Here is a 13,007-nt window from a genome sequence, read left to right on the forward strand (position 1 = left end):
GATCGGCGGACCATACCCGGCCCATATCCGGGTGCCGCTAGGAATTGCCACCATGAGGAACCAGGAGACCCGTGCAGATGACCTGAATGACAGCGCCTCGTCGTGGCACCGGCGATCCCTGCTCGGCGCACTCGTCGCCGCGCCGCTGGCCGCCGGTGGGGTGCTGGCCGCCAGCAGCTGCGGCACCACACCCGCCGCCGGCTCCGGTACCGCCGCCGGCACCACCGGTCCTGGCACCGGCACCGCCGGCACCGCCGGTGCCGCACCCGTGTCGTCAAGGCAGGACCGGATCCCGCCGGACACTCTGCCCGGCGGGTCCTACGACCGGTACGTGGCGCAGCTGGCCGCCCAGGACAAGTTCTCCGGCGTGATTCTGCTGGCGCACCGGGGCCGAACCGTGTTGTCGCGCAGCTACGGCATGGCCGACAAGGAGAAGGGGATTCGCAACCACGAGGGCGTCGCGGTCAACATCGGTTCGGCGATCAAGCCGTTCACCGCGGTGGCGATCCTGCAGCTGGTGCAGCAGGGCAAGGTGAAGCTGCCGGACCCGGTGGGCACCCATCTGTCGGGCTTCGCGAAGGAGATCTCCGAGCAGGTGACCGTCCATCACCTGCTCAGCCAGACGTCCGGTCTGAGCACCCCGGAGCTTGACCTGCGGCGCGTTTTCCAGAGCCGAGAGGAGGTGCACGACTACTACGAGCAGTGGACCCGGCAGGCGAAGCTGGTGACCGCCCCCGGTGCCGGCTCCGTGTACACCGGTGCCGGTATCGCCATGGCGGCGCAGATCGTGGAGGCGGTGACCGGCACGACGTACTGGGACTATGTGCACGAGCACGTCTTCGGGCGTGCCGGCATGACCGGGTCGGCGTTCTACACCAGGCAGCAGTGGCTCACCGACGAGCACATCGCGCACTCGTACATGCTGCAGGCCGACGGCAGCCGGGTGGACGCCGTCCGCAACCTGGACAGGAGCACCCCGAACCCGGCCGCGCCGGGCAGGAATCCGGGCCGCAGCTTCATCGGCTTCGCCGGCGACGACGGATTCGCCACCGCGCCGGACCTGGTCCGGTTCGCGCAGGCGCTGCGCGACGGCACCGTACTGGACGGGCCGTTCGCCGACCTGTTCATCGGCGCCAAGGTCCCCCAGGGAAAGGGCAAGGACGGCGGCCCCGCACCCGCCCATCCGTCATTCATGGCGTATTCGATCGCCGCCAAAATCATCAACGGCCAGTGGGTGATCGGGCACGGCGGCGGCAACGGCGGCAGTGTCGCCAACTGGCACATCTATCCGGACACCGACTGGGTCGGGGTCATTCTCGGCAACTACGACGGCGTGCCGATGCAGGAGCTCGTCGACCGCGAGATGCAGGCCATCACCGGTTAGCGCAGCCCGGTGACGCGGCAGCGAGCAGCGCCGGCAGCGCGAACCATACGTGGCCGATAGGCGCTGCTGGGGATACTCGGCGGATGCGGGTGTTGCTGGTCGAGGACGAGCGGCCGTTGGCCTCCTACATCGCGGCCGGGCTGCGCAGGCACGGCTGCGCCGTGGACGTGGCGCACGACGGCCGGCAGGCACTGGACAAATGTGACCTCACCCCGTACGACGTGGTGGTCCTGGACCGGGACCTTCCGGTGGTGCACGGCGACACCGTGTGCCGGCGGCTGGCGGAGCACGGCGCCGCCCGGGTGCTGATGCTCACCGCGTCCGGCGCGGTGTCCGACCGGGTGGACGGGCTCGCCCTGGGCGCCGACGACTACCTGGGCAAACCGTTCGCGTTCGCCGAGCTGGTCGCTCGGGTGCGTGCGCTGGCCCGGCGCAGCACCCCGGCCAGTCCGCCGGTGCTGCGCGCGCGGGACGTCGAGCTCGACCCGTCGCGGCGGACCGCCGCACGGGGCGGCCGGCTGCTGTCGCTGACCCCGAAGGAGCTCGGGGTGCTGGAACACCTGCTCGCCGCCGACGGCGTCGTGGTGAGCGCCGAAACGCTGCTGGACAAGGTGTGGGACGAGCACGCCGACCCGTTCACCAACGCCGTACGGATCACCGTCAGCACGCTGCGCCGCAAGCTCGGTGATCCACCGCTGATCGAAACGGTGACCGGCGCCGGATACCGAATCACGCCGTGATCTCGAGCCTGACCGCCCGCGGCCGGCTCACCCTGCTGTACACAGCCCTGGTGCTGGCCGCCGGGCTCCTGCTTCTGGCGCTGGCCTACTACCTGCTGCTGCGGGGCGGCCTCCAGCTGCCTCCCCCTGACCCGGACGGCGTCACCGATGGACCCCTGCGCGGGGAGGCCATCTCCGCTCTGCTGGCCCGGGCCGCGCTGGCGCTGCTGGTGGTGACCACGCTGGCCGGGCTGACCGGCTGGCTGGTGGCCGGACGGATCCTGCGGCCGATCCGGACGATCTCCGGTACCGCGAACCGGCTGTCCGCGGAGAACCTGGCTGAACGGGTTCCCGTGTGCCGGCCCACCGACGAGCTCGCGGCGCTCGCCACCGTCATCAACAGCATGTTGGACCGCATCCAGCGGGGCATCACCGAACGCGACCAGGTCCTGGACAGCCAGCGTCTGTTCGTCGCCAACGCGGCACACGAACTCCGCACCCCGCTCACCACCATGCGCACCGCCATCGACGTCACCCTCGACGGCGAACCCGACCGGGACGAGCTCGTCGCGATGGCCGGCGACATCGCCGCCGCCGTCGAGACCAGCCAGCGCACCCTGGACGGGCTGCTGATCCTGGCCCGCAGCCAGGCCGGCCCGCTGCGCCGGGCGCCCGTCGACCTGGCCTCGATCGCCGCCGCGGCGATCGACGCCGCCGACCAGACCGCCCTCGGAGCCGTCACCCTCCACGCCGACCTGCAGCCGGCACCGGCCAGCGGCGAGCCGGTGCTGCTGGAACGGATGGCCGGGAACCTGCTCGAGAACGCGCTGCGCTACAACCGCCCCGGCGGTGCCGTCACGGTGGCCACCGGCACCGCGGGCGGGCACATCTTCCTGCGGATGGTCAACACCGGCCCACCGGTCACACCGGACGAGGAACGGCGGCTGTTCGAGCCGTTCGTCCGGGGCGCCAGGCTCGACGCGGGCGGCACGCACGACGCGGACGGCATGCACGACGCGGACGGCATGCGTGGAGCCGGACTCGGGCTGTCCATCGTCCGGGCCGTCGTCACCGCCCACGACGGAGAGATCTTCAGTACCGCCCCGCCCACCGGCGGCATGGACATCGCCGTACACCTGCCGCCGGCCCTGGCCACGCCCGTCCCCGGTTGACGCCTCGGTGCGTGGTCCTCATCCCGCTGCCCGGGCGGACCCGGACCAGGGCGGCAGCGAGAGCGCCTCACCGACGGCGGCGCCCTGCATGAGATCGCACCCGGCGCCGCGCACGGCGGCCAGCTGCAGCAAGGTGTCCACGCCACGGGCGGCGACGCCCAGGTGCAGCAGGTGGGAGAAGCGCACGAGCCCGGCGATGACCGCCTCGGCCATGGCGTCATGTTCGGCGCCGTGGATGTTCTGGCTGCCGAGCCGGACACCGGCGATGCCGGCGGGAACCGTGTCCCGGGTCGTGCTTCGCAACGGCCGGACCTCGCTGAGATCGATCCAGACGGCCATTCCGGCGCCCGACAGCTCGGCGGTGATCGTGTCAAGCGTGCGGTCGCCCCGGGCGGAGAGCGTGTCGGGGATCAGGATGCCGAGGGACGGGGCCTGGAGGCCACCGGCGCCTGAGGGACAGGCGACTCGGGAAATGATGGTCTTGCGCAGCGAGGTGTCGGACAGCCCTCGTTCGGAGATTCGCAGCCACAGTTCCCGCCGGGTGCGGTCCTCCTGGCGACCGGGCTGCTGCCCGGATGCGGCCGTCGGCAGCAGGGCGGCGACGCTGTCGACCAGCCAGCGGTCGACAGCGACGGTGAGACCGGCGTTGAACGCGATCGGGTAGAGGTCGTCCGGGCCGAGCAGGCCGCGGCTCGGATGGGCCCAGTAGGGGACCGCCTCCGCGGCGACGATCACGCCGGACTGGGACACGACCGGCTCGAAACGCAGGGTCAGCTCGCCGGCGCCGAGGGCACGCCGCAGGTCGGTGGTGTCGCGCAGCCGGGTGGCCAGCGCCGCCCGGATCCGGTCGTCGTAGGCGACGACGTGCCCCGGCCCGCGACGCTTCGCCTCGTACATCGCCATGTCGGCGGCGTTGAGCAGGTCCTCGGCGTCGGTGAGGTCGGGACCCGACCGGGCAAGCCCGACGCTGCCGCTGACGCCGACTGGCCGGATCAGCTCGATGGGTGGGGTGAGCGCGGTGGCGATCACGCGTTCGCCGATGGCTCGCAGCTCATCGAGGTCGCCGATGCCGTCACAGAGCACCGCGAACTCGTCTCCCGCGAGCCTGCCGACGACGTCGCCGGGCCGGACGGCGTCGCGCAGCCGGGAGGCGACGACCCGCAGCAGCTCATCGCCGCACTTGTGCCCGAGGGTGTCGTTGATCGCCTTGAAGCCGTCCAGGTCGATGAACAACACGCCGGTGTGCCGCCCGCCGCGAGCGGCCCGGCGCAGGCTTCGGCTCAGGTGGTCCAGCAGCGCGGCCCGGTTCGGCAGACCGGTGAGCGGGTCGTGCAGTGACAGGTAGCGGGCGCCGTCCTCCATCCGGATCCGCATCGCCGCGGCACCGAGAATCGCCGCCACCGAACGGACGAACGCCTCGTTGTCGGGCGTCAGCGGGTTGGTGCGGCGGCGCACCAGGACCGTGCCGATCCGCCTGCCGGCATGGGTGACAGGCACGGTCATGTCCGCGGCTTCCGCGTCCACGGGCCGGACGTCCACGGCACCGTCGGCGTCGGGGTCGGGGCCGGGGTCGTGGCGGACGGTGACCAGGTCGGCGCCGAGCTGCTGGGTGAGGGTCCGCACGCCCACGTCCCACAGCGTGTCCTCGTCCGCGATCCGCAGGGCCTGTTGCGCGAGATCCGCGAGCGCGGTGTCGCAGGCGGTGCGCATCACCAGCTCGGCGGTCGCTCGTTCGTGCGCGGTGACATCACTGACGATGCCCGCGACGGACACAGGCCCGCCATCGGCTTCGGGCACCGGTACGAGATGCAGGTCGTACCAACGCCCGCCGGCCTTCACGACCTGGTGGGCCTGTTCCCCGTCCATCGCGCGGCGCACCAGCGCCAGGACGGCGGGCTGCTCATGGAACGCCGTGCGGACCGCGGACCCGGCCTCCTGGCGCAGTGCGACGGCAAGCTCCGCGGAGTCGGAACCACCGCTGAGCGGCACCTGCCCGTCGTGGTCGACGCGGAAGATCGAGAACGGGGTGTGGCCGAGGACGACCCGCAGCTGCCGATGAGTGGAGGCGAGCTCGGAGACGTCCTCGAACCGGGCGAGAAGGCAACGGTCACCGTCCACGGTGACCTCGGCCGTGGTCAGGAGGGCCTGAACAGCGGTGCCGTCGGGTCGGGCGATGCGCACGACCTGCGGTGCGGCGCCGGATCGAGCGAAGTCCGCCGCGGCGATTCCGTCGGCTCCATCGACTCCGTCGGCTTGCATCGGGTCGATGATCTCGCTCCAGCGTCTGCCCACGTAGTCAGCCTCGCCACATCCGACGATCTCGCGGGCGGCCGGGCTGACACTCCGGACCCGCCCGTCGTCGCGACCCACGAGAACCATGCCGGTTCGGGCCAGCCCGAACCGGTCGAACGGGCCGGCGGGCTCCAGGCCGCCGTCGCGTCCGGTCAGCGTCACCGGCAGGTCACCCACCCTCGTCTCGACCGACAGGTCCAGGCGCTCCGCTACCTGAAGTCACCATCCAGGATCATTGAGTGCCAAGTGGGTCCGTACCCGGCACCTCGAAGGCAAACCTGCCGGCCGCACATTCGACCGGGCGTGGTCCGGCCGGCACCCGCGCCAGCATCGTCACCAGCCCATCCAGCTGACGGCCGAACAGTCAGTGCACGCCACCGGCCGATCCGGGCTCTCCGGGCTCTCCGGGCTCTGGCAACAGTTGGGTGGGGCCGTAGCGCGTGAGCACCAGGCTCCTGGACACCTCGGCCAGTCGGCGCGCGTTGTCCGGGTCGAAGGTCCGCAGACTCAGATCGACCGGCTTGCCGCGGTCGATCGCGGTGAGCCGTTCGGCGGGGGGCCGGTCGATCAGCTCGACCATCGGGGCGATCGCCTGGTCGACCGATCTCGCCGCGACCCTGCCGAGAACGGTGATGATCCCGCGCGCCGGCTGCCTCAGATGGGCGACGCCACCACGCGTCGCGGTGAAACCGGGGTGATACAGCACGTACCGAGCTCTGCTGCTCGGGCTCTGCAGGAAGTTCCGGCCCAGCAGGTCGTTCGCCCGGCCGCATTGTGCCTGAACCCGCAGGATGCCATAACGGCGCTCGGCCTGGAGGTCGTCGAATTTCACCGAGCCGACCTTCAGCCCGGGCGCGGCGAAATTCATGATGACCGGGTTGTCGGCGGAATCGAGCTGAAAACGCAGGCCGTGCCCGAGCAGATAGCGACTCAGATAGTACAGACTGAAGGTGGATTCCAGCCCTTCGGGGGACTCCCGTCGGGTCCGGTTCAACCGGTTGGCGCACAGGACGAGCGCGTCGACCACCGGATGCTCACGGGCGATCACTTCGACCACCCGCTCGACGGCGGCGATGGAACTCAGGTCGACCTGGACGAAGTGGCACCGGCCAGCCGCCCCCAGCAACGCGGCGTCGGCCATCAGCGCCGCGCCCTTGGCCTCACCGCTGCCAATCACGACAACCGTGTCGCCCCGGCCGAGCCGGGCGAGCACGATGCCGCGACCCATCCCGTCGGTGCCACCGGAAACGACGACCGTCCTGCCGTCAGGATGTCGCTGCTCCATACCCGACTCCTCCCGCTGTTACCGTTCGAACCTGACACACAGGTTCAGGGCACCGTAATCGGCGCAGAATCCATCGGGAAAGAAGGAACATTAATGTTGGATACGCACATGGGTGTGCCCACGGTGCTGGCCGTGGACCTCGGATTGCCGGTCACCCCCGCGGAACACGAGGCATGCCCGATCACGGACGTGCTGCGCCGGGTCGGTGACAAGTGGAGCGTGCTGGTTGTCGTCCTGCTCGGGCGCGGGCCCCGGCGATTCAACGAGCTGCACCGTCTGGTCGAAGGCATCAGCCAGCGGATGCTCACCCGCACGCTGCGCGGCCTGGAGCGGGACGGCCTGGTGACCCGCACGGTCGCGCCGACGGTCCCGGTCACGGTCGAATACTCGTTGAGCGAGCTCGGCGTCACGCTGCTGGTGCCGCTCTCCGTTCTCACCGACTGGGTCATCACCCACCAGAACGAGATCGCGGATGCCCGCCATGAGTACGACACCTGGGACGCGATGCTGCCCGCATCCGGGCCGGCGGCCAGCGAGCAGCAGCAACAGCCGCGGCCCTGAGGCGCTCCCCGGCGGCGTCTGACCAGGCCGGTGAACCGGGCCCACGAATCGGGCCGTTACTCGGCGGTAGCGGATCCGAAGCCGGCGTCGCGGGCCCGCAGGATCACCTCGGTGCGGGTCGCCGCCTCGAGCTTGGTGAGGATCGTCGAGATCCGGTTGCGCACCGTCTTCTCGGAGAGGGACAGCCGGGCGGCGATCTGCCCGTTGGCCAGGCCGTCCGCGACGAGGTCCAGCACCCGGATCTCGGCGTCCGTCAGCTGGGGGAAGATCCGTGGTGAGAGCCCGCCGACGGCGTGGCGCACCTTGTCGGCGACCCCCGGTCCGATGACCAGCTCACCGCGCGCCACCGCCTCCAACGCTCGCGCGACGTCCGCCTTCGACGACTCCTTCAGCAGGTAGCCGCGTGCCCCCGCCTGCAGGGCCGCCTGCAGGGAGGCGGTGTCCTCGCTCATCGTCAGGACCAGGACGGACGTCCCTGGCGCCTGCTCGCCGATGCGCGCGGTGGCCTCGATGCCGCCCAGGCCCGGCATGCGCAGGTCCATGAGCACCACGTCTGGCCGGTGCAGCAGCACCGCCGCCAGCGCTGCGTTGCCGTCCGCCGTCTCGGCGACCACGGTCGCGCCCAGGTCGGCCAGCAGGCCGCGCAGCCCGTCCCGGAACAGCTCGTGATCATCGGCGATCACGACGCGCAGAGGTGTCACGCCGGGCCACCTTCGCGCAGCGGCAGCCGCGCCCGAACCACCGTGCCGCTGCCCGCGCCGATCCCGCCGCGCGCGATCGCGCCGCGCTCGATTCCGCCGCGCTCGATTCCGCCGCGCCCAGTTCCGCCCGGCTCAGTCCCGCCCGGCTCAGTTCCGCCGGTGGGGCGGGCTGATCGGGCGTCGAGGACCTCCAGGCGGCCGCCCACCTCGCTCGCCCGCTCCCGGATGCTGCGCAGCCCGATTCCCGGGACCGCGTCGGCGGCCAGGCCGCCGCCATCGTCGCGCACCTCGACCAGCAGCCACGGCGGCTCGGCCCGGACCCGGACGACGCACCGCTCGCAGCCCGAGTGCCGGACCGCGTTCGTCGCCGCCTCCGCGACGATCCGGTACGCGGCGACCTCGGTCGCGGCCGGCAGGATGAGTGCCGCCAGATCGGCCGGTGCGTCCAGGGTCACGACCGGCGCGAACGGCGCGACGGCCTGCGTCAGGGCGACCGCCAGCCCGCCCTCGTCGAGCGCGGGCGGGCGCAGATCCTCGACGATGTGCCGGATCTCGCGCACGGTGCCGCGCAGCCGGTCCCGGACCAGGGCGGCGCGCTCCGCCGCGGGGTCGTCCCGTTCCGCCAGGCCCGAGGAGATGACGTCCAGCTGCATCGCCATCGCGGCGAGCTGGGGGCCGACGCCGTCGTGCAGGTCGCGGCGCAGCCTGCGGCGTTCCTCCTCACGCGCGGTGACCAGCCGCTCCCGGCTGCGCCGCAGGTCATGCTGCGTGCTCGCCGCGTCGAGCAGGTCGCCGGCCCGCCGGGCGATGTCGTCGAGCATCGCCCGTTCCGTCTCGGTGAACTGGTCGGCCGGGTGGCGGCGGCCCACGAGCAGGGTGCCGGCGCGCCCGCGTCCGGTCCTGGCGGGCACCGGGAGCCGCTCAAGCCAGCCGACGGACGTCCCGGACTCGATCGTCGGCAGCCGGTCGTCGCTGCCTTCGACTGCTACGTAGGGCACCTTCAGAGCCTCCCGCACCCCGTCCGTGAGCTGGGAGAGCGCGTCCACCGGACCTGTGGCCAGGTCGAGCCGGCCACGCAGGACGGCGAGCACCGCGTACGGGTCACGGGCCGCGCCGAACAGCAGCCGGTCGACGAGGCGCTGCAGCTGGTCGCGGGCCGCCGCCGCGACCAGCGCCGCGACCGCGAGCACGCCGTAGGCGATCCGCCGCCCCGGCACCAGCGCGCCCGCGCCGGCGACCGTCGCCGCGTATGCCAGCAGCAGGAACGCGGTGAGCAGGCCGTACACCAGCATCCGGCTGAGCGCCGTCCCGATGTCGAACAGCCGATGGCGGACGGCGCCGACACCGATCGCGGCGACCAGCAGCACCATCCCGACGTCCATGCCGGTGGCCTGCCCGTCCGGCCCGTGCGGGAGCGCGCCGAGCAGGGTCGCGCCGACCAGGCAGGCGACCCCGAGCACCAGCCACTGCAGCCGGGCCCGCTCGACGCCGGTGGACCGGCGCAGCCGCGTCACGACCGCCAGCAGTCCGAGCAGCCCGCCGCCGAAGATGACCGCCAGGGAGGTGATCATCGTGACGTAGCGCAGCCCGGTCGCGGACTCCAGACCGTACGGGTTACGCAGCAGCGATGACACGTCCAGCTGGGTCGGGCAGAACATCCGGGCGATCAGATGGCATCCGATGGCCGCGGCGGTGGCGATGACGGGAGCCCGCCACCGCCGGGAGGGCAGCCGGCCGTCGGGGAACAGCACCGGCACCAGCCCCCACAGCACCAGGTACGGAACGTAGCCCCAGGTCGCGAACCAGGTGGCCGCCTCCTGGGCGGGCAGCCCCTGTGCACCGGAGATGCCCTGCGCACCGGGCAGCAGAGCGAGCGCCGCGTACTGGGTGGCCAGCAGGTACGGGCCGGTCAGCGCGGTCGTCAGCAGCAGCCAGCCGACCCGGTTGCGCGGCTGGTAGACCAGCACCAGGGCCGCGACCAGCGGGAACGCGATGGCGAGGACCAGATCCGCGCGGTCCAGCGCGACGTGCTCGGCCGTCCGGGCCGTGACGTAGCGGTGCAGCAGCACGGCGCCGACCGAGCAGAGGACGGACTGCAGCGCCAGCCCGACCGCGAGCACCAAGGCCACGACGGCTCCGGACGTCATCGTGGCCGCCGGCGCGGCCGGGACCGCGGGCGCGGATGCGGGCGCAGGCGCAGGCGCGGGCGCGGATGCGGGCGCAGGCGCAGGCGCGGGTGGGACCGTAGGCGCGGGCGCCGGCGGGGACGACGGCCGGGGCGGGATCCACGGCACGAGCGGGGGCGCCACCGGGTGCGGTGCCGCGCCGTCCCAGGTGCCGGATACCGGCGCAGATGCCCCCATGCACCCAGCATCACGCCAGATCGGCGCGATGTCGCGCCTGGTCAGCGCACTGTCGCGAGCCCGATCAGCGCGGTGTCGCGCGCACGTCCCGGGTGTCGCACGCACGTCCCGGGCACGGGGCGGCTGTCCCTCGTTTGCGGGACGTCGGGCGCCCGAGGCTTGTCCTCACAACGCCGGCGGCGATCGGGCCACCGGCACGAGGAGGGGACGGACCACCATGACAACCACGACAGCGCAGGTCACCCGCGGCTACCGCGACGATGTCGACGCCGGTGCGCCCACCCGAGCCCGGTGGACGTGGCTCGGTGTCGGCGCCGGGGTGCTCGGCATCGTCGCGACGATGTTCACCAGCCCGAACGTCGGCACGGACAAGGTCGGGCCGGACGCGCTGGCCAAGCTCTCCCGCGGGCAGCTCCAGCTCGGTGGCGCGCTCGGCTACGTGACGGTCGCCCTCCTGCTGGTGCTGGCCGCATCCTGGCGCGCGAAGGCGGTGACCGCGGCGCGCGGCGCCGTCGCCGCCCGGGTGGTCGCCGACGGGCTGACCGCGTCCGCCGCGGCGCTGAGCCTCGGCTACGGCTGGAAGCTGGCGCTGGCGCTGTACATGCCGGGCGGGCTCAACGAGAACGGCTTCAACACGGATGGTCAGTTCGTCTACTTCATGCTGAACGACTTCGGACCGTTCATCGGCTACCTCGGCGTCGTCGTCGCCGCGGGGGCGGTCGCCTGGCTGGGCCTGCGCGACCGGCTGGTGTCGCGGTGGCTGGGCCTGGTCAGCCTGATCCCGCCGGTCGCGGTGCTGTTCATGTCGGGTGCGCTGTCGATCGCCGGGTTCCCGGGCATCGTCGGCCCGATCTGGCTGATCGTTGCGTTCGCCGGCCTCAGCCTCGGCAAGCACCCGATCCTGGGCACCGCCCGAGTGTGACGGCTGCCCGTCAGGATGAATGTCGGCCCATCAGGATGCCGTCAGGGTACTCATCAGGGTAGCTACCCTGATGAGTACCCTGACGCCGACCAGGGCCCGGGTGGAGCCATTGCTTCCACGCAAGAATTGAGGATTTTGGCTGCCACAGCAACCGAAATCCTTACTTCTTGCGGATTACCAAACGATCTTATGCCCCACCTGCCCCTGTCGGCATGAATTGCCGGCACCGTGTCGCGACGCGAGATCCCCGTTGGATCACCAGGTGGTGGTTGGGCATGGAACTCAAAGCCCGGTATCGGTCCTGGAGCCGCCACTTCCTGCGGTCCGCCGGAACGGGCCACCGAGTCGGCGGCGCGTTCACGCGACGGGGTCATGCGACTCGCGCCGTCGTACACCGCTACCAGATCCAGCCGGTCCGGCGGCCATCGAGAAGCGGCGCCACTCCCCCGATAGAAAAAAGCAGAAAGCTCCGCGCGCGAACACCACCCCCGGTGTTTGCTGGTTATAAATAGGTGGCCTGCCGAGCAGACTCCTGTTTATCGAGCGGAGGACTGGTGAGCTGAATGGTCGACGAGGGCACCGGGCCCGTCGCGCGCGCCGACAACACCCTGCTGGCATCTCATCAGCCCGCAGCCGAGCCCGGCCGGGTCGGTACCGAACCACGCCGGAAGACCATCAGCAATCCCTATGTGCACCGTCTGCAGCGGCGCCATTTCCTGCTGTTCGACGTCGCGCCGATTCTCGGGACGGCGGTGGCGCTCGTGCTGCTGGCAGTGCGTCCCGTCGGCGCCACCGAGATCTCGCTGCTGCTGGCGATGTGGGTGGTCACCGGGCTGGGCATCACCGTCGGGTACCACCGGCTGTTCACCCATCGCTCGTTCCGGGCGACGCCTCCCCTGGCGGCGGCGCTCGTGATCGGCGGGTCGATGGCCGGGCAGGGCGGCCTCGTCTCGTGGGTCGCCATCCACCGCCGCCACCACGAGCGCAGCGATTCCGAAGGTGATCCGCACTCGCCGAACCTCGCGGGCGCAGGGCTGGCGGGCCGGCTGCGCGGGCTGGCCCATTCGCACTTCCTGTGGATGCGCCGCCATGAGTACCCGAACGTCGTCCACTACGCCCCGGACCTGATCAGGGACCGCGGGCTGATGCGGGTGGCCAGGCGCTACTACCTCTGGGTCGCGCTGGGGCTGGCACTGCCCGCGGCCGTCGGCGGACTCGTCGACCAGAGCCTGACCGGCGCGCTCTACGGGCTGCTGTGGGGTGGGCTGGTCCGCATGTTCGTCCTGGAGCACACCATCTGGGCGATCAATTCGTTTCTGCATATGTTCGGTACCCGCCCTTTCGTCTCCCGGGAAAACAGCCGGAACGGCGGGGTATTCGCCATGCTCACCTTCGGTGAATCCTGGCACAACAATCATCACGCCTTTCCCGAATCGCCGTCGTTCGGGTTGCGCTGGTATCGCCTCGACCCGGGTTACTGGTTCATCCGGACCTGCGCCGCCCTGCGCCTCGCCAGCGATCTGAAGACACCCTCCCCGCGGCGGATCTCCGCGCGCAGGACGACCGCGAACGCCGCGGTCACTCCCACCGTCACCTCCTGACTGAGGA

10 protein-coding genes are annotated in these 13,007 nt (G+C 71.6%); 6 read left to right on the plus strand and 4 right to left on the minus strand.

All coding sequences use genetic code 11. The features are described 5' to 3' along the window. The first annotated feature begins 52 nt into the window (after positions 1–52). From ACG83_RS24155 to ACG83_RS24165, 3 genes are all read left to right on the plus strand, one after another. The gene (locus tag ACG83_RS24155) at positions 53–1,384 is read left to right on the plus strand and encodes a serine hydrolase (RefSeq protein WP_054568463.1); all 1,332 of its coding nucleotides are present in this window, start codon (positions 53–55) and stop codon (positions 1,382–1,384) included. Between the two features lie 83 nt (positions 1,385–1,467). Next, positions 1,468–2,124, plus strand: coding sequence for a response regulator transcription factor (locus tag ACG83_RS24160; protein WP_054568464.1), 657 nt, complete (start codon positions 1,468–1,470; stop codon positions 2,122–2,124). Continuing rightward, on the plus strand, positions 2,121–3,275 hold the full coding sequence (locus ACG83_RS24165) for a cell wall metabolism sensor histidine kinase WalK (protein ID WP_200931365.1): 1,155 nt from the start codon (positions 2,121–2,123) through the stop codon (positions 3,273–3,275). The genes ACG83_RS24160 and ACG83_RS24165 overlap by 4 nt, the downstream gene beginning before the upstream one ends. Before the next feature lie 18 nt (positions 3,276–3,293). Here ACG83_RS24165 and ACG83_RS24170 read toward each other — a convergent pair whose 3' ends face one another. Then, the gene (locus ACG83_RS24170) at positions 3,294–5,744 is read right to left on the minus strand and encodes a diguanylate cyclase domain-containing protein (protein WP_054568465.1); all 2,451 of its coding nucleotides are present in this window, start codon (positions 5,742–5,744) and stop codon (positions 3,294–3,296) included. Positions 5,745–5,931: 187 nt separating this feature from the next. Further along, positions 5,932–6,852, minus strand: coding sequence for an SDR family NAD(P)-dependent oxidoreductase (locus tag ACG83_RS24175; RefSeq protein WP_063793180.1), 921 nt, complete (start codon positions 6,850–6,852; stop codon positions 5,932–5,934). A gap of 93 nt (positions 6,853–6,945) precedes the next feature. On the opposite strand from ACG83_RS24175, the gene ACG83_RS24180 reads away from it, so the two are divergent. Next, positions 6,946–7,413, plus strand: a complete 468-nt coding sequence (locus tag ACG83_RS24180) for a helix-turn-helix domain-containing protein (RefSeq protein WP_063793181.1) — start codon at positions 6,946–6,948, stop codon at positions 7,411–7,413. Positions 7,414–7,469: 56 nt separating this feature from the next. Here the strand turns inward: ACG83_RS24180 and ACG83_RS24185 are convergent, their stop codons facing one another. Together ACG83_RS24185 and ACG83_RS24190 are read right to left on the minus strand one after the other, a co-directional pair. Further along, positions 7,470–8,114, minus strand: coding sequence for a response regulator transcription factor (locus ACG83_RS24185; RefSeq protein ID WP_054568466.1), 645 nt, complete (start codon positions 8,112–8,114; stop codon positions 7,470–7,472). Next, a complete protein-coding gene (locus tag ACG83_RS24190) occupies positions 8,111–10,261 on the minus strand; it encodes a sensor histidine kinase (RefSeq protein ID WP_235498134.1) in 2,151 nt (716 codons plus the stop codon). The genes ACG83_RS24185 and ACG83_RS24190 overlap by 4 nt, the downstream gene beginning before the upstream one ends. A gap of 433 nt (positions 10,262–10,694) precedes the next feature. On the opposite strand from ACG83_RS24190, the gene ACG83_RS24195 reads away from it, so the two are divergent. Then, entirely contained in the window at positions 10,695–11,399 is a 705-nt protein-coding gene (locus ACG83_RS24195) for a hypothetical protein (RefSeq protein ID WP_054568468.1), read from the plus strand. Positions 11,400–11,962: 563 nt separating this feature from the next. Next, positions 11,963–13,000, plus strand: a complete 1,038-nt coding sequence (locus ACG83_RS24200; protein WP_083473498.1) for a fatty acid desaturase — start codon at positions 11,963–11,965, stop codon at positions 12,998–13,000. The last annotated feature ends 7 nt before the right edge of the window (positions 13,001–13,007 follow it).

This window comes from Frankia sp. R43, from assembly GCF_001306465.1.
GTDB classification, from domain to species: Bacteria; Actinomycetota; Actinomycetes; order Frankiales; family Frankiaceae; genus Parafrankia; species Parafrankia irregularis.